Source organism: Pelolinea submarina, assembly GCF_003966975.1.
GTDB lineage: Bacteria > Chloroflexota > Anaerolineae > Anaerolineales > Anaerolineaceae > Pelolinea > Pelolinea submarina.
On sequence record NZ_AP018437.1, the window covers coordinates 71,139 to 87,687 of the forward strand.

General features: G+C 54.1%; 14 protein-coding genes. 8 read left to right on the plus strand and 6 right to left on the minus strand.

What is annotated here, in order from left to right; translation table 11 throughout:
- Positions 1-99 precede the first annotated feature (99 nt).
- Positions 100-1,479, minus strand: coding sequence for a sodium-dependent transporter (locus tag Pelsub_RS00370; protein ID WP_116225097.1), 1,380 nt, complete (start codon positions 1,477-1,479; stop codon positions 100-102).
- Positions 1,480-1,898: 419 nt separating this feature from the next.
- Here Pelsub_RS00370 and cysK point away from each other — a divergent pair, with 419 nt between their 5' ends.
- Both cysK and cysE read left to right on the plus strand, forming a co-directional pair.
- The gene (gene cysK, locus Pelsub_RS00375; protein ID WP_116225098.1) at positions 1,899-2,831 is read left to right on the plus strand and encodes a cysteine synthase A; all 933 of its coding nucleotides are present in this window, start codon (positions 1,899-1,901) and stop codon (positions 2,829-2,831) included.
- Positions 2,832-2,847: 16 nt separating this feature from the next.
- Entirely contained in the window at positions 2,848-3,495 is a 648-nt protein-coding gene (gene cysE / locus Pelsub_RS00380; RefSeq protein ID WP_116225099.1) for a serine O-acetyltransferase, read from the plus strand.
- 79 nt (positions 3,496-3,574) lie between these two features.
- Here the strand turns inward: cysE and Pelsub_RS00385 are convergent, their stop codons facing one another.
- From Pelsub_RS00385 to surE, 3 genes are read right to left on the minus strand one after another with little or no spacing between them, the layout of a single operon-like run.
- Positions 3,575-4,588 (minus strand): CAP domain-containing protein, encoded by a 1,014-nt coding sequence (locus tag Pelsub_RS00385; RefSeq protein ID WP_158674908.1) that lies wholly within the window; start codon positions 4,586-4,588, stop codon positions 3,575-3,577.
- Between the two features lie 35 nt (positions 4,589-4,623).
- Entirely contained in the window at positions 4,624-5,658 is a 1,035-nt protein-coding gene (locus Pelsub_RS00390; RefSeq protein WP_158674909.1) for a LysM peptidoglycan-binding domain-containing protein, read from the minus strand.
- On the minus strand, positions 5,624-6,397 hold the full coding sequence (gene surE, locus Pelsub_RS00395; RefSeq protein ID WP_116225102.1) for a 5'/3'-nucleotidase SurE: 774 nt from the start codon (positions 6,395-6,397) through the stop codon (positions 5,624-5,626). The genes Pelsub_RS00390 and surE overlap by 35 nt, the downstream gene beginning before the upstream one ends.
- Before the next feature lie 232 nt (positions 6,398-6,629).
- Here surE and rpsB point away from each other — a divergent pair, with 232 nt between their 5' ends.
- The 6 genes from rpsB (at position 6,630) to Pelsub_RS00425 (ending at position 13,838) form a co-directional block, all read left to right on the plus strand.
- A complete protein-coding gene (gene rpsB, locus Pelsub_RS00400; protein ID WP_116225103.1) occupies positions 6,630-7,550 on the plus strand; it encodes a 30S ribosomal protein S2 in 921 nt (306 codons plus the stop codon).
- A 35-nt stretch (positions 7,551-7,585) separates the two neighbouring features.
- On the plus strand, positions 7,586-8,206 hold the full coding sequence (gene tsf / locus Pelsub_RS00405; protein ID WP_116225104.1) for a translation elongation factor Ts: 621 nt from the start codon (positions 7,586-7,588) through the stop codon (positions 8,204-8,206).
- Between the two features lie 53 nt (positions 8,207-8,259).
- Entirely contained in the window at positions 8,260-8,976 is a 717-nt protein-coding gene (pyrH, locus tag Pelsub_RS00410) for a UMP kinase (protein WP_116225105.1), read from the plus strand.
- A gap of 380 nt (positions 8,977-9,356) precedes the next feature.
- Positions 9,357-10,400: a phenylalanine--tRNA ligase subunit alpha gene (gene pheS, locus Pelsub_RS00415; RefSeq protein ID WP_116225106.1), complete on the plus strand. Its 1,044-nt coding sequence runs from the start codon at positions 9,357-9,359 to the stop codon at positions 10,398-10,400.
- Between the two features lie 17 nt (positions 10,401-10,417).
- Positions 10,418-12,958 carry a phenylalanine--tRNA ligase subunit beta gene (gene pheT / locus Pelsub_RS00420; RefSeq protein WP_116225107.1) on the plus strand — a complete coding sequence of 847 codons (2,541 nt, stop codon included), beginning with the start codon at positions 10,418-10,420 and terminating at the stop codon, positions 12,956-12,958.
- A gap of 157 nt (positions 12,959-13,115) precedes the next feature.
- The gene (locus Pelsub_RS00425; protein ID WP_116225108.1) at positions 13,116-13,838 is read left to right on the plus strand and encodes a class I SAM-dependent methyltransferase; all 723 of its coding nucleotides are present in this window, start codon (positions 13,116-13,118) and stop codon (positions 13,836-13,838) included.
- A 258-nt stretch (positions 13,839-14,096) separates the two neighbouring features.
- Here the strand turns inward: Pelsub_RS00425 and Pelsub_RS00430 are convergent, their stop codons facing one another.
- Both Pelsub_RS00430 and kamA read right to left on the minus strand, forming a co-directional pair.
- Positions 14,097-15,053, minus strand: coding sequence for an aldo/keto reductase (locus tag Pelsub_RS00430; protein ID WP_116225109.1), 957 nt, complete (start codon positions 15,051-15,053; stop codon positions 14,097-14,099).
- A 29-nt stretch (positions 15,054-15,082) separates the two neighbouring features.
- Positions 15,083-16,426, minus strand: coding sequence for a lysine 2,3-aminomutase (gene kamA, locus Pelsub_RS00435; RefSeq protein ID WP_116225110.1), 1,344 nt, complete (start codon positions 16,424-16,426; stop codon positions 15,083-15,085).
- Positions 16,427-16,549 lie beyond the last annotated feature (123 nt).

A 16,549-nucleotide genomic window follows, 5' to 3' on the forward strand; every position in this document is an offset into this window, starting at 1 on the left:
GAATTACAAGAATTTAGACTTTATTTTTATATTCATGGAATTATGACTTAAATAAAAACAGGAGTACTCGCGCACTCCTGTTTTTAGGTATTCCGTCTATTAGATATGGACGATGTTCAACCCGGTCAACAAGATAATGGCAACCAGGACAGGCGATACAAATTTCAAAATGTTATAGACTGCTTTCAGAACACCCTCGTTGGCCAGAGCACCATTGTTGGATAGTGCTTCTTTGAAGCGCGGCCATCCCCATACCCAGGTCGCGAAAATTGCGATCATCAGGCCGCCTACCGGCAAGAGGATATTGGAGGAAACATAGTCGTAAAGATCAAAGAAGGTTTTGCCGAATACAGTCACATTTGCCATGGTACTGTTCGACAAAGCTGCCAATGAACCGACAACGGCCATGCTCACCACGGTAATCAATGTGGATTTTTTACGCCCAAGTTTGGTGCGGTTGACCAGGAAAGCCACCACAACTTCCACCAGGGAGATCATAGCGCCAATGGCCGCGAAAGCGGTCAGCAGGAAAAACGCCACCATGAAGACACCACCCAAAGGCATTGAAGCGAAAACGGACGGGATGGTGATGAACAGCAGTTGCGTGCCGGCAGCCGGTTCAAAACCGAAGGAGAAGACCGCCGGGAAAATCGCGATTCCGGCCAGGATGGAAACCGTCAAGTCGGCGGCTACTACACGAGCTGCGTTTTTGGGAATGTTCTGGTCTTCACTGTAATAGCTTCCGTAAGTCAGCATACAACCCATACCAATGGACAGTTTAAAAAAGGCCAAACCCATGGCGGTCAGGATTACCGGTGCGGTGATCTTGGAAAAGTCCGGCTTGAACAGGAAAGATAAGCCCTGTCCGGCCCCCGGCAAGGTGATGCTGCGGATACCGATTATGATCAGCAACAGCGCCAAAATCGGCAGTAAACGTTTGGTAGTGCCTTCGATACCTTTTGCAACACCCAGCATAATGATTGCGCCCACAACTGCAAGCACAATCCACTGCCAAATCAACGATTGGACCGGATTGCTAACCAGGGAAGCGAAGATTGACGAGGTGACTTCCGGATCAGTGGAAAGCAGTCCCGATCCAAAGGATTTAAATACGTAGGCAAACACCCAACCAGCCACTTCCGTATAGAAAGCCATGATCAGGAAAGCTGCCAGAATGCCGGAAGCGCCAATCACCCACCATGCCGATTTCGGCGCCACGTTCTCAAACGTGGATACTGCATCGCCGCGGCCTTTGCGTCCCAGCATGTGCTCGGCGACCAGAATTGGGAAACCCACTAAAATGGTGCAGATAATATAAACAATTAAAAATGCCGCACCCCCGTTGCTACCCGTTAAATAGGGAAATTTCCAAATATTTCCCAAGCCAACTGCTGAACCCAGCGTGGCCATCAGAACGCCTATACCCGTGGAAAAACGTTCCGAATTCCTATGGTTGCCTTTCTTACTAACCTCTTTCATATGAGAACTCCTTGATGATTTTTTTTAGAAAAGAAGCCCCTGGAAAATATCCGGGGGCTTCCAAACTAACGAATTCTGGTTTTAGTCGAAGTAAACCAAGCTCACCGGACATCCCTCATTCCGATTAGCCATAAATACAAACCTTTGATTAATAGTGAATTAGTCATATGCTTGTCCATTTTATTCCTTAAATCAGAAAAATGTCAGAAGAATATTCCTGATTTATATGACATTCTTCCTGTGTTTCAACCTTTATGATATTATTGATTTTATTAACAGTATTCTATTTTATTCAAGCGCAAGACAATCATAAAATCACTCCAAAGATTGCAGGTTTTTGATTATCGCCTTACCGGTATTGCAGGAAATCGCTTAATCGGCGCGGTCTTACCGTTGTAATCAAGGAAAAGGACAAAGTCATGAAAATCGCATCAGATGTTACCAAACTCATCGGCAATACTCCTTTGATTCGCTTAAATCGTATTGCTGTCGAAAGCCAGGCGCAAATTGTCGCCAAACTGGAATATTTCAACCCCTCCCACAGCGTCAAAGATCGCATCGGCGTCTATATGCTGGACGTAGCCGAGAAGGAAGGCAAGCTGAAACCGGGTTACAAAATCATCGAAGCTACCAGCGGTAATACCGGCATCGGACTGGCTTTCGCCAGCGCGGCGCGCGGTTATCACTGCGTCATCTTTATGCCGGAAAGCGTCAGCCGCGAACGCATCCTGCTGATGCGCGCCTACGGCGCGGAAGTTATCCTGACACCGGCCAGTGAAGGCATGCCAGGCGCGATTAAACGAGCGGAAGAAATGGCCGCTCAGGACAAGAATACCTTCCAGCCCAGACAATTCGAAAATCCGGCCAACCCGGAAATTCACCGCCTGACCACCGCTTTGGAGATCTGGCGTGATAGCGACGGCAAAGCCGACATACTGGTGGCCGGTGTGGGCACCGGCGGAACCATCACCGGCGTGGGTGAGACCCTCAAGAAACTCAAACCCGATTTCAAGGTAGTGGCCGTGGAGCCGGAAGCCTCGCCGGTACTTTCCGGCGGGAATAAAGGCCCGCACCCCATCCAGGGCATCGGCGCGGGATTCGTCCCAGCCATCCTCAACACCCGGATATTTGACGAAATTGTGCAGGTCCCCGGCAAAGACGCCTTCAGCACAGCCCGCCTGATGGCCACCTCTGAAGGGCTGCTGGTGGGTATATCGGCCGGCGCGGCAGTTTGGGCGGCTTTGCAGGTTGGCAAACGTGCCGAGAATGCCGGCAAGATGATCGTGGTGATCATCCCGGACTTCGGTGAGCGTTACCTCAGCACCGACTTATATAAAGATTTGATCGATTAGGCAAATCAGGAGGAGTATGTTTAAGGCAATTCGAGAAGACATCCAATCCGTTTTCGAGCGCGACCCGGCAGCGCAAAGCACGTTGGAAGTGGTTTTGTGTTATGCCGGATTACACGCCATTTGGGGCCATCGAATTGCCCACTGGTTTTGGAGCCACAAGCTGAAATTGCTGGCGCGCTGGCTGGCCCAGGGCAACCGCTTCTTTACCGGCATTGAAATTCACCCCGGCGCGCAAATCGGGCGGCGCTTTTTTATCGACCACGGCATGGGCGTGGTGATTGGCGAAACCTCCGAAATTAAAGACGACGTCACCCTGTATCACGGCGTCACATTGGGCGGCGTCAGCCTGGAAAAAGGCAAACGCCACCCCACCATCGAAGACGGGGTCGTGATCGGCGCGGGCGCCAAAGTGCTGGGGCCCATCACCGTGGGCGCTTGCAGCCGTATCGGCGCCAACGCCGTGGTGGTCAAGGACGTGCCTGAGGATTCCGTTGTAGTGGGTGTGCCCGGCCACGCCAGCGGCAAGACCCAACCCACACACGAGCATGCCGACCTCAACCACAACCGGCTTCCGGATACGGTGGAATTAGAACTTCAGGATCTTTACAAGCGTATGAAAAAGCTGGAAGACAAACTGAACGAGAAAAATAAGACCGCGGCTTAGTGCGGTCTTTTCTAACTTATTAAAAAAAAGAGACTGCCACTCCGACAATGCAGTGTGCAGTCTCTTTTATTATCCGTTTTTATTCCTCGGATTTGGGCGGCTGCTTGCCCTTGCCTTTATCGCGGTTCATGCTGCCCAGCACGACCAGCGCCAAACCGGCGCCGCAAATCAGAATCAGGACCAAACCCATGGTTTGGCGATCCATTCCCAGTATGCCGCCATCATTATTATTATTGTTGTTATTCGCCTCATCCGCCAGGGGCGTTTCAACAACCTGGGCGGTCTGCGCCGGTACGGGTGTGCGGGTTGGCTGGCGCGGGGTGGCAGAAGGTTCCAGGGTTGGGGTAGGCGTGTAAGCGCCCTGAACCTTGAGCTCCTGCCCGGTAGTGATGATGTCGCCCGTCAATCCATTCAAATTTTTAATCTGGTCAACCGTGACGTCGTAAGCCGCGGCGATATTCCACAAAGCCTGTCCGTTGCCGACCGTATGCACGATGGAGCCATCCACCTGCGGCGTCGCCACCTGCACCAAAGCCACCTGTGCAGTAACCGCAGTGGTAGGGATGGTGGAACTGACACTGGCGCCGGATCCGCCGGACCCATAATTCACCGCTACATTCAGGACATAGTAAATGTACCCGTCTTCCGACTCGGTGATACCGGCACCCACGCCGATTGCATCCGGATGCAGCATGACCGCCATGTGGTCCTCATCCGACCAGGTATCGTAAATCACATCGGATAAAGTCGCATTGGGATTGCGCCCCGCCCAGGCCTCGATCACGTTCATACCGGGCTGGAGGTCGAAACCGGCCGCCACTGCGCGATCCTTGGCATAAGTACCGCCCGCGCCCACGTGGCCGTTGCAGCTGGCCAGATTGCAGGTGTTGGCTAAATAATCCGATTGCGTCTGCGCCGCGGACATCAGGATGCCGTCAGTTGATATCGCCGACAGGCCGTTGTCTGCCCGCAGGTCATTAACCGCCGCAATCAGATCGTATGCGGATGGTGCGGATGCTTTTATACTGCCGTTTGGCAGGAGAAATGCGGCCACCATAACCGATAACAGCAGAAGGATTTTTGTTTGTTTCATGCTTTGTATTATAAATGAAATCACCCTTGAAATCATCAACGGTTGGCGGTACCTGCGGCCACCAAAAGCAGACCGATGGCAAACAAGACAAAGAAAATCAGGAACCACAGACTATCTTCCAATCCCAGCGCAGCCAACGTATCGAAAGGCGCCTGCGTGGTTTCCACCGCGGCGGCGGTCATCTGCAGGCGCATGGTTGGGACGGGTGTCGCCGCGGATGACGTTGGAGCGGCGGTTTGGGCCGGTGTATCCGTGGCCGGCGTAGGGCCGCGGACAATGATCTTCTGGCCAATATAGATGGTATCGCTGTTCTGCAGCCCGTTCAGCGCGCGCAAGTTGTCGATACTCACACCGTAATGCTGTGCCAGCATATAAAGCGATTGGCCGGATTGCACGGCGTGCACAATGGATCCATCTGCCTGCGGCTCAGCCTTAATCACCGGCGCGATGAACTGCGAAACATACTGCTGCGTTGCCGCGCCCTCTCCATAAGCCAGGGTAGTCGGCTGCGCGGTTAACCCGGCATCTCCCCAGTAAGCCGCCACATCCAGCACGTAATAAAACTGATCACCGGATTGTGCCACGCCCATGCCCACCAGTTGGCCGCGGTCGTGCAGCATGGTGTGCATGTGAATCTCATCCCCCCAGACTTCGTAAATCAAGGTTTCGACAGATGCGCCTTCCGGCAAAGAAGCCCAGTTCTCGTTGATATCCAATCCCTCTACGTAGGGGAAACCGACATTGAACGCGCGCTGATCGGCATCCGTGCCGCCGGGGCCGGTATGTCCATCCACGATGGCCGGAGCCATACCGGCCAGGTAATCGGCCTGGCCCTGCGCGGAGATCATCAGCAGCCCATCCACCAGGTATGGATCCAGCCCGTAGCTGGCGCGCAGCGCATTGACAGCCGCGATCACCTCATAGGCGGTCGGAGCCTGCCGGGGCGCAGACTGGACCGGAAGCCAGAAGCTTCCCAATATGCTTATCGTGATGAGTAAAGCTGAAAGTACAACCTTCATTAGGTTGTTGGGATGCTTAACAATTATCGAAATGCCAGGTTTCCAATTCATCCTTGAAATCATAAGCGGTTAAATCCAGGATTAAGGGAGTGATGGATACGTAATCCTCAGCCAGCGCGCCTACATCCGTGCCCTCTTCCGGTACACCGGTGGGCGCCTGCCCGCCAATCCAAAAATACGGGCGGCCGCGCGGGTCTTCGCGCCGTACCAGCTCATCCCGGTAGACACGCAATCCCTGGCGGGTAATGCGGTATCCCTTTAATTGCTCCATACTGCAATAGGGCACATTGACATTCAGCAGCGTATAAGGCGGCAGTTTGTTTGCAATGACTACTTCAGCCACATGCGCAGCTACCCTGGCAGAGGTAGAGTAATCCAGCCCGCCGCCCTGATATTCAGGCGCGTCCAATGAAACAGCGATGGCCGGCAGGTTCCAAATGGCCGCTTCCATGGCAGCCGTTACGGTGCCGGAATAGGTCACATCATGGCCCAGGTTGGCATTGGGGTTGATACCCGACACCACCAAATCAACCGGTTCAGGCAGCAAGCCCAGGCAGACCAACGCGACACAGTCGGAGGGCGCGCCATCAGAGGCATAAGCCTGGCTGCCATCCGTCAGGAATACTTCCTTGGCACGCAGCGGCCGGCTGAGTGTTTTTACATGGCCGGATGCGGACCAATTATGGTCAGGCGCCACAATTGTCACCTTTCCCAGCTTGCGCAATTCCTGCGCCATCGCCAACAAACCGGGTGCGTAAACGCCATCATCATTGGTAACTAAAATATGCATATATCCTTTTCCTTTATATATCCTGTGGGGAATTTCTCCTACCGTCCTCTTTTCATTATATCTATTAATTATCTGCCTGCTCGGACATTTGGCCATATCTATGATATACTTTCCGCGCTGTTTATCAAACAGTAATATCACACACGCAGCCCTCATATCCTTGCGTGTCCCCGTTCAAACGGGGGCTAGGGATCAAAAAAGCTGCGGAGGAATAACGCAAAGGAGAAATTCCATGAGTTTAGACGTATCAATGAAAGACCTGCTGGAAAGTGGTGTCCATTTCGGTCATCGCACCAATCGTTGGGATCCCCGCATGAGACCGTATATCTTTACGGAACGCAATGGCATCCATATCATCGATTTGCAACAAACCGTACAAAGCCTTGAAAGAGGTTACAACCTGATCCGCGACACCGTTGCGGACGGCGGCACCATTATGTTTGTCGGCACCAAGCGGCAAGCCCAGGAAACCATCCAAATGGAAGCCGAACGCTGCGGCATGCCTTACGTAATGGAACGCTGGCTGCCCGGCACCATCACCAACTGGACGACAATTCACCAGCGTATTATGGAGCTGGAGCGTCTTGAGAAAATGCGCGAAACCGGCGAGATTGACCGCCTGGTTAAAAAAGAAGGGCTGATGATTGAACGCCAGATCAAACGCCTGTTAGTACACTTAAGCGGTATCCGCCACATGAAAGGCCTGCCCGATTTGCTTTTCATTGTGGATATCATGCGTGAAAGCACCGCTGTCCATGAGGCTAACCTGAAGGGTATTCCGATCGTAGCCATGGTGGACACCAACTGCAATCCGACGAACGTGGATTATGTTATTCCGGCTAATGACGATGCCATTCGCGCCATTAAGTTGATGGTTGCCAAAGTTGCCGATGCTGTATTGGAAGGTAAAGCCATGCGCAAGGAAGAGGACTTCGACAAAGAAGAACTCGAACCGATCTCTGAAGACGACGCTCGCGAACGCTCACGCGGCCGCATCCAGTTGGAAGAAGAAGTCGATGACGAAGATCTTCTGGGTGAAGCCACCCTGCAGAAGCTGGCCGACAGCAAACGCGAAAAAGAGGTTGACGCCGAAGATGAGGAAAAGGACGACGACCTCAGTTTTGACGATGACGACGACGAAGAAGAAGAATAAAAACCTCGAAATTAATTAAGTATTAAGGGAGAACGATGGCAATTACAACTGAAGATATCAAAAGACTGCGAGAAGCAACGGGAGCCGGCATCTTGGATTGCCGCACCGCCTTGCAGAATTCTGATAATGATTTTGATAAAGCGGTAGATTTCCTGCGCGAAAAAGGCTTGGCAGCTGCCAGCAAGCGCGCCGACCGCGAAGCTTCCGAAGGCGTGGTAGAACTTTACACCCACGGCGGCGGCCGGGTAGGCGTTATGGTTGAAGTCAACTGCGAAACCGATTTTGTCGGCCGCTCAGACGAATTCCGTACTTTTGCTCACGAAGTCGCGCTGCAGATCGCAGCCACTGCCCCGCTTTACGTAAAGGAAGAAGACATTCCCGAAAGCACCCTGGAGCACGAAAAAGCCATTGCCGAAGCGCGCGCTCGCGAAGAAGGCAAACCGGATGCAATTATCCCCAAGATCGTTGAGGGATATATGTCTAAATACAAAGACGAAGTCGTCCTCATGCGCCAGGCATACATTCGCGATGAATCCGTAACTATCGAAAAGATGCTCAGCCAGGCAGTAGGTACCATGGGAGAGAACATCATCATTCGACGTTTCGCCCGTTATGAATTGGGCGAACAAAGTTCTGGTGAAAGCGAAGAAGAATAGATCATCAAAGCCAACCAATAATATGGTTGGCTTTTTTTTACGAAAGGATCTGAATGGCAAAACCAAAATATGATTTGATTATGCTGAAACTGGGCGGCGAAGCATTGGCCGGTCCGGAAGGCACCGGTATCAGCGCTCCGCGCGCTTTCGATATTGCCAAACGCGTGAAAGAAATTCGTGAAATGGACGTCCAGGTCGGCATCGTGATCGGGGCCGGCAACCTGTGGCGCGGCAAAGAAGGCCTGGAAATGGGCATGGACCAGGCAACCGCCGATTACATGGGCATGCTGGGCACCGTGATGAACGCGCTGGCATTGATGGACGCACTGGAGAAAGCCGGCGTGGAAACGCGTGTGCAGTCTGCCATCGAAATGCGCGCGGTAGCCGAACCCTATATTCGCCGCAGGGCCATCCGCCACCTCGAAAAAGGGCGCGTGGTCATTTTCGGCGGCGGCACCGGCAACCCGTATTTCTCGACCGATACCGCGGCCGCGCTACGCGCGACCGAAATCGGCGCGGACATTCTCATCAAGGCCACCAAGGTGGACGGCGTGTATGACAGCGACCCGAACGCCAATCACGGCGCCAAGAAATACGACCGCCTGACCTACCTGGACGTGCTGCAGCAGCGCCTAGCCGTCATGGACAGCACCGCTGTCTCACTGTGCATGGAAAACAAACTGCCCATCCTGGTGCTAAACCTATGGGACGAGCAAGCTTTGACCAAAGCCATCATGGGAGAAGAAGTCGGTACGCTGGTCAGCAACTAGACTAACCGGCAAGCTGACTTGACATAACTTTTATTTAATAGATAATATGGGCAAATCAGCATTTTGGCGCTGACGGAGGAAAGTAAACTGGTGAAATTAGACAGGGAAGCCGGGGCATTGACTGAAACCCCAGCCCTAACGCAGCCAGTTGAAGTTCCCTCCCGAGCCGTGCGGGTGAATACCACCGGTTAGTAGTCCGCACCGCCGGCGCAGCGATAAAAGCGCAGCCAATCATCCGATTGTTATCGGCCGTTGGCGTGAGAGGGCGACCTGTAAAGCAGGCCGCCAAGCAGGGTGGTACCGCGGCTTACCCCGTCCCGTGCGGACGGGTATTTTATTTAAATGACATCATTGAAATTATTTCATCATAAGGAGAAAGAATGAGTGAAAAAAGTTCATTAATCACCGAGCTGGAAGCGCTCCAGCAGCAAGCCGAGCAGGAACTGGCCGGTTTGACCAGCGAGAGCGATCTGCAAAATTGGCGCACCCAATTCCTGGGCCGCTCCGCCATGGTCATGCAGATCTTCCGCCGCCTGCCCGAAGCGCCCCAGGAAGAACGGCCCGGTATCGGTCAATTCGCCAACCAGGTCAAGAGCGCCCTGGAAGAGAAGCTGGCGGAAAAAATGGATGCGGTTAAAGCGTCCGCACTGCAGGAAAACCTGAGCGGTGAATCACTGGACGTGACCCTGCCCGGACGCAGCCCTTCACGCGGCCGACTGCACATCCAAACCAAAGTAACGCGTGAAGTCTGTCATATTTTCGCTGAAATGGGTTTCCAGGTCTTTCAATCCCCTGAAGTGGAAAGTGATGATTACAACTTTGAATTGCTGAATATCCCCGCGCACCATCCGGCCCGCGATATGTGGGACACTTTTTTCACCACCGAAGAAAATGTTGTGCTGCGCACGCATACCTCCCCCGGCCAGATACGTTCCATGCGTGCTTTCCATCCGGATCCCATCCGAGTGGTTCTGCCGGGTATGTGCTACCGTTACGAACAGACGGACGCCAACCACGAGATCCAGTTTAATCAATTGGAACTGCTGGTGGTCGGCAAGGACATCACATTCGCACACTTGAAAGGCACCCTGGAAGAATTTGCCAAACGCATGTTCGGCCGGGACGTGCGCACGCGTTTCCGCCCCTCCTATTTCCCCTTCACAGAGCCCAGCGCTGAAATGGATGTGGAATGCTTTGTATGCGGCGGCAAGGGCTGCCCGGCTTGCGGCAGCAAAGGCTGGCTGGAAATCTGCGGCTGCGGCTTGACCCATCCGGTGGTGCTTAAAAACGGCGGTTACGATCCAGACGTCTATACCGGTTTTGCCGCCGGCCTGGGCATCGAGCGTATCTCCATGCTGCGCTACCGCATTGATGATATTCGCAATTTCTGGCGAAACGACGTACGTTTCCTGGAACAGTTCTAAAGAAAGGCACAAAAAAAATGGAACTCGTACTTTCCTGGTTAAAAGAATATGTAGACGTTGATCTACCGCTGCCGGAGCTGGCCCACCGACTCACCATGCTCGGTTTGGAAGTGGAAGACGTGCATGTCATCGGTAAACCGCTGCCCACCGGCGAGAATAAGGGCTTCACCTTCCACGGGCTGGAATGGGACAAAGACCATTTCGTAGTGGCGCAGGTAGACGAAGTCATGCCGCACCCCAACGCGGACCGGCTGGTGCTGTGCCGCTTAATCGACGGCCAAGGGGAACACACCGTTCTGACTGGCGCGCCCAATTTACAGGAATACAAAGGCAAGGGGCCGCTGGATAAACCGATAAAAGTGGCCTACGCCAAAGAAGGTTCGCGCCTGTACGACGGGCACAAACCCGGCTTCGAGCTGACCACGTTGAAACGCGCCACGATCCGCGGGGTGGAATCCACCTCCATGATCTGCTCGGAGAAAGAGCTGGGCATTTCGGAAGATCACGAAGGCGTGATGATCCTGGACGACGACGCGCCCACCGGCGTGCCATTGGTGGATTACCTGGGCGACGCGGTCTTCTCCATTTCCATTCCGGCCAACATGGTGCGCTGCTCCAGCATGATCGGATTGGCGCGCGAAGTGGCGGCCTACCTGGACCAGCCGCTGCGCATGCCCGACCTGACCCTGCCGAAAGGCGAGGGCAAGGCCAACGACGCGGTCAAGATCGAGATCCGCAACCCGGAACTGAACCCGCGCTTTGTGGCCGGCTTGATCCGCAACGTGGAAGCCCGCCCCAGCCCGTACATGGTTCAACTGCGCTTGAAATTATCCGGCATGCGCCCGATCAACTCGGTGGTGGATGCCACCAACTATGTCATGCTGGAAGCCGGACAACCCCTGCACGCTTTTGATTACGACGTGCTGGTCAAACGCGCCGACGGCAAGACGCCCACCATCATCACCCGCACCGCCGAACAGGGCGAGATTCTGACCACGCTGGACGGCGTCGAGCACAAACTGGAAGATTACACCGTACTGGTGGCCGACACGGCCGGTTCGCTCTCCATCGGCGGCATCATGGGCGGTGAAGAAAGCGAGATCCGCCCCAACACGACCAACATCCTGCTGGAAGGCGCTTCCTGGAACTTCATCAACCTGCGCAAATCGCTGAAATACCTGCGCATCAACTCCGAAGCCGGCTACCGCCTGTCGCGCGGCGTGCACCCCACCCTGGCGGAGATCGGCGTGCGTTTATGCCTGCGCCGCATGCTGGAATGGAGCGGCGGACAACTGGCCGAAGGGCTGGTTGATAATTACCCGCTGCATTACGAAGACCCGACCGTTGCTATCACCACCGCGGACATCAAACGGCTGATCGGCATCGACCTGACGGCCGAGGAGATCGCCGGTTTGCTGCGGCGTCTGATGTTCGTATGCGAGGTCAAGGGCGACACGGTCACCGCCACCGCCCCAGCGCACCGCATGGATATCGGCACGGGCGTGAACGGCCGGGCTGACCTGGCCGAGGAAGTCGCGCGCCTGTACGGCTACGAGAGAATTCCTTCCGTCCGTTTGGACAGCGAACTGCCGCCCCTGCGCAGCAACCCGAAAGAAGAACGCAACCAACTCTTCCAGGATACGCTGGTCAGCATGGGCTTACAGGAAGTTATCAGCTACCGTTTCACCAACCCGGATCAGGAGAATCGCATTTATCCACCCGAATCCAAACCGCAGGGCGTGGCTTACGTGGAATTGCAGAATCCCATCGCGGTGGACAGGAACGTGCTGCGCCGCAGCCTGTTAGCCAGCGTGCTGGACAACCTGGAACGCAACGCGCGCCAGCGCGAACGGTTGGCATTGTTCGAGATCGGCCCGGTGTTCCTGCCGGTGAAAGATCAACTGCTGCCGGATGAACCCATGCGCGTGGCCATCGCCATGTGTGGACTGCGCTACCCCAGCGCCTGGGACCGCAAGGACAAAGGCACTTTCGATTTCTTCGACCTGAAAGGCGTAGTCGAAAGCCTGCTAAAAGCGCTGCATGTTACCGACATCCAGTTTGAAGCGGACAGCAATCCCAGCTTCCACCCGGGTAAATGCGCAGTACTGCGTGTGAACGGCGAGAAAATTGGCTGGCTGGGCGAACTGCACCCGCAAGTAACGGCGAATTACGATTTTGGCGATCATACCCGCGTGCAGGCAGCCGACCTGGATATGGACAAGCTGTTCAGCTTGAGCCCCAAGTACTTCGAGACCAATCCCATCACGGCCTTCCCGCCGGTGATCGAAGACCTGGCCATGATCGCGCCCGAAAGCATCTCCTCGGCGGAAATCGTACGGGTGATCCGCGCGACCGGCGGCTTCCTGCTTAAGCAAGTGGAACTGTTCGATATCTTCCGCGGCGAACAGATCGGCGCCGGCAATAAGAGCCTGGCCTACCGCTTAACTTACCAGGCGCCCAACCGCACCTTGAACGATAAGGAAGTGGGCAAACAGCGCGACCGTATCATCGCGGCCCTGGAAAAAGAATTGGATGTAAAAGTCCGCAAAGCGGAGTAGGTTTGAGAATATAATAATAATAGATGGCTTCGACAAGCTCAGCCATCAATATAAAAATAGAAAAACGCCCGGAATTATCCGGGCGTTTTTCTATCCGCCACAATTCGAAAAATACCAGTAAAATGGAGCTCTACACTGAAGGAATTTTTAGAGATCTGTGAACACACAATCAACCATCGAATTTGACCAGTATGCCCGCGATTATTTCGAGGAACTGTCGCATCCGCTGCGGAACATGATCGACCCCGAAGGGCACTACTTTATCGAGCTGAAAAGCCGCATCATTGAGAATTTGGCCGCGCAATACTTTAACAGCCGCGCAGATATCCGCATGGTGGACGTGGGCACCGGTCTGGGCTTATTTGAAAAATTCCTGATCCCCAAGTTCAACAGCATCACCGCCCTGGACCTTTCGTTTGAAATGTTGAAAGTAGCCAAAACCATCAACCCGCTGCCGGGCGGGAAAAGCGCTTATGTGCAGGGCAATGCCTACCACCTGCCCATGGAGGATAATTACGCCGACATTGTCTTTATGTCCTGCGTGCTGCACCACCTGGAAAATAATGAAATCGAAATCACCTTGCGGGAAATCGCGCGCGTTTGTTCTCCCGGCGGATATATCGTCCTCTTCGAACACAATCCTTATAATCCATTCACTCAATTGGTTGTAAGGACCACGCCGCTGGATAGAAATGCCAAGTTGGTTACCTACAAAAAGCTGAGGCGCAGCTTAACCCAAGTCGGCATACCTGTTCGCCGGCAGGATTTTTTCCTGTATGGCACAAGGGGAATTGATAATTTCATCGGGCATTACCTGCCCTGGTTGGATAACCTGCCGGTTGGCGGTCAATACGCATTAATTGGACAAAAGCAGGCTTGATTGAAAAATTTCCGACATTAAAACTCAGAAGGCGGCAATAACCGCCCGCTGAGTTTCCAATTTGGGTTCGATAGCTGCGATGAAAACTGTATTGTTGGGTGTGATGCATTAGAAAAAAGATGCCATCGAACTGCAATTAAATGCTATCAATATAATAAACTGTTGTATGTTAACGCTGGGTTAATGTTTTAATACAATTTATTAATTTCGGGAAATTTTCACACTATTTCCCAAGAATTTGGATTTTTTATCTTTGGGTTACTCACCCTCGGTGAAAATCAGGTCGATTTTATCCAACAGATCGTCGGAGAGCCGCCCTGTAAATTCTGCTGCCGCCAGGTTTTCGTCCAGCTGCTCCAGGCGGGTAGCTCCGGTGATCACACTGCTGACTTCCTTACGGCGCAGTACCCAGGCAATGGCCAATTGGGCTGTGGTCGCGTCCAGTTCGCCGGCCAGGTCGGTCAACCGGCGGACCTTCTCGACCGCTGCCGGTGTGATGCGTTCCAGAACCCAACCCAAGTCCTCCTGGGAGGCGCGGCTGCCTTCCGGAATGCCATCGTTATATTTGCCGGAAAGGATGCCGTTATTTAGCGGGCTAAAGGTGGTCAAACCAAAGCCGAATTCCTGACAAAGCGGGGCCAGGTCATTTTCCACGTGCGAGCGGTGCATCAGGTGATAGCGCGACTGCTCCATAACCGGCGGAATAAGGCCGTTGGCGCGCGCAAAGGTGATGGCCTGGGTTAGGTGGAATACGTCCCATTCGGAGGTGCCCCAATACAAGATTTTTCCCTGGCGGACCAGGATATCCATAGTCTGCACCACTTCTTCCACGGTAGTATCCGGGTCGTGGCGGTGGCAGAAATATAAATCGACATAATCCAAATTCAGGCGTTTCAGGGAAGCATGCACCGATTCGGTGATGTGTTTGCGCGAAAGCCCGCGGCCGTTTGGCCCTTCGAAGGTGGGGAAAAAGACTTTGCTGGAAATGACCAGCTCTTCACGCGGCAGGTCCTTGATCGCTTCAGCCAGCACTTCTTCGGCGCGGCCTTTGGCATACACATCCGCGTTATCGAAAAAGTTCACGCCTTGTTCGTAAGCGGAGTGCACCAACGCAATGGCGCGTGTACTGTCGATTTGCGCACCGAAGGTTACCCAGGCGCCCAATGAAATCTCACTGACTTTAATACCGGTCTTGCCTAATCTGCGGTAATGCATGCTGCCTCCTGCCTGTTTACTAATAAATTTTATTTCGGCTCATCTTCGCCGTCGCCGATGCCCAGGGGCTTCCATTTATTGCCATCCTGGCGCAGGCGGTGGGTCTGCTCGCTGCGCATGTGGGTATGGTCGAACCCCTGCGGTTTGATGGACATCTGCTTGCCTTCCAGCAGCCCCAATACACCGGTCTGCCCGCCTTCCACACGAGGGTGTTGGCAATATTCACAGGTAGACGAGTCGTGCGGCTGGTAATCCAGCGGTTCTTCGTAAGTGCTGATGAAACCTTCGTAGTTGCGCAGCACAACCTTGTGGTCGGAAGCGCTGATTTGGTAGTTGGGCATGACCGGGATCTTGCCGCCGCCGCCGGGCGCGTCCACCACAAAAGTGGGCACGGCAAAGCCGGAGGTATGGCCGCGCAGACCTTCGATGATCTCGACACCCTTGGCGACCGGCGTGCGGAAATGCCCGACGCCTTCCACCAGATCGCAAATGTAGAGGTAATAGGGGCGCACGCGGATGCGCACAAGATCCTGTACCAGCTTACGCTGGATGTTGACGCAGTCGTTGATGCCGGCCAGCAGGACAGACTGGTTGCCCAGCGGAATGCCGGCGCGCGAGAGTTTGTCGCAGGCCTGGGCCAGCTCGGCCGTGATCTCGTTGGGATGATTGACATGGATGTTGAGCCACAGCGGGTGGAACTGCGCCAGCATATCGCACAGCTCGTCCGTAATACGCATGGGCATGAAGACCGGTACGCGCGAGCCAATGCGCACGATTTCGATGTGCGGGATGGCGCGCAGGCGCGTGAGCAGCTCTTCCAGCAGCTTGGGCGCCAGCACCAGCGGGTCGCCTCCCGAAAGCAGCACGTCGCGTATTTGGGGTGTGCGCTCCAGATAGTCGATCTGGGCGTCCATCTCCTCGCGCGAGAAGGTGGCCATGGGATCGCCCACGATACGGCCGCGCGTGCAGTAGCGGCAGTAGGAACCGCACTGGGTGGTGACCAGCATCAAAGCGCGGTCAGGGTAACGGTGCACCAGGCCGGGCACTGGGGAATGAGCATCTTCAGCCAGTGAATCTTCCATCATGCCGGTGAAGGCAGACATCTCTTTATCGGTTGGAATGACCTGGCGCCTCACCGGATCGTTGGGATCCTTGGGGTCCATCAGGGAAATGAAATAAGGTGTAACGTCCACTCGGAACAGTCCCTTTTGGCCAAGCGCGATGCGTTCGCTCTCGGACAATTCCAACACCTGCTCAATTTCACTGAGCGAATTCAGGCGGTGGCTGAGCTGCCAGCGCCAGTCATTCCATTTTTCGTCGGGAATGTCCTGGTAGATAGGCGCTCGTTTGGAAGGAAACACGGGGACTGGCATAATACTTACTCTCCTCAATAGAATTGTCTATATTGTATTGTATCCCAGCGTTTTTTGATGAAAAAAGCGCAATTTGTTAAAAAATCATTAGAAATACCTTCCAGCAGAGTGAAAATCTTGACG

Coding starts and splice junctions, on each gene's coding strand:
- Pelsub_RS00370 (WP_116225097.1), bottom strand. CDS start 1,479: ATGAAAGAGGTTAGTAAGAAAGGCAACCATAGGAATTCGGAACGTTTT.
- cysK (WP_116225098.1), top strand. CDS start 1,899: ATGAAAATCGCATCAGATGTTACCAAACTCATCGGCAATACTCCTTTG.
- cysE (WP_116225099.1), top strand. CDS start 2,848: ATGTTTAAGGCAATTCGAGAAGACATCCAATCCGTTTTCGAGCGCGAC.
- Pelsub_RS00385 (WP_158674908.1), bottom strand. CDS start 4,588: ATGAAACAAACAAAAATCCTTCTGCTGTTATCGGTTATGGTGGCCGCA.
- Pelsub_RS00390 (WP_158674909.1), bottom strand. CDS start 5,658: ATGAATTGGAAACCTGGCATTTCGATAATTGTTAAGCATCCCAACAAC.
- surE (WP_116225102.1), bottom strand. CDS start 6,397: ATGCATATTTTAGTTACCAATGATGATGGCGTTTACGCACCCGGTTTG.
- rpsB (WP_116225103.1), top strand. CDS start 6,630: ATGAGTTTAGACGTATCAATGAAAGACCTGCTGGAAAGTGGTGTCCAT.
- tsf (WP_116225104.1), top strand. CDS start 7,586: ATGGCAATTACAACTGAAGATATCAAAAGACTGCGAGAAGCAACGGGA.
- pyrH (WP_116225105.1), top strand. CDS start 8,260: ATGGCAAAACCAAAATATGATTTGATTATGCTGAAACTGGGCGGCGAA.
- pheS (WP_116225106.1), top strand. CDS start 9,357: ATGAGTGAAAAAAGTTCATTAATCACCGAGCTGGAAGCGCTCCAGCAG.
- pheT (WP_116225107.1), top strand. CDS start 10,418: ATGGAACTCGTACTTTCCTGGTTAAAAGAATATGTAGACGTTGATCTA.
- Pelsub_RS00430 (WP_116225109.1), bottom strand. CDS start 15,053: ATGCATTACCGCAGATTAGGCAAGACCGGTATTAAAGTCAGTGAGATT.
- kamA (WP_116225110.1), bottom strand. CDS start 16,426: ATGCCAGTCCCCGTGTTTCCTTCCAAACGAGCGCCTATCTACCAGGAC.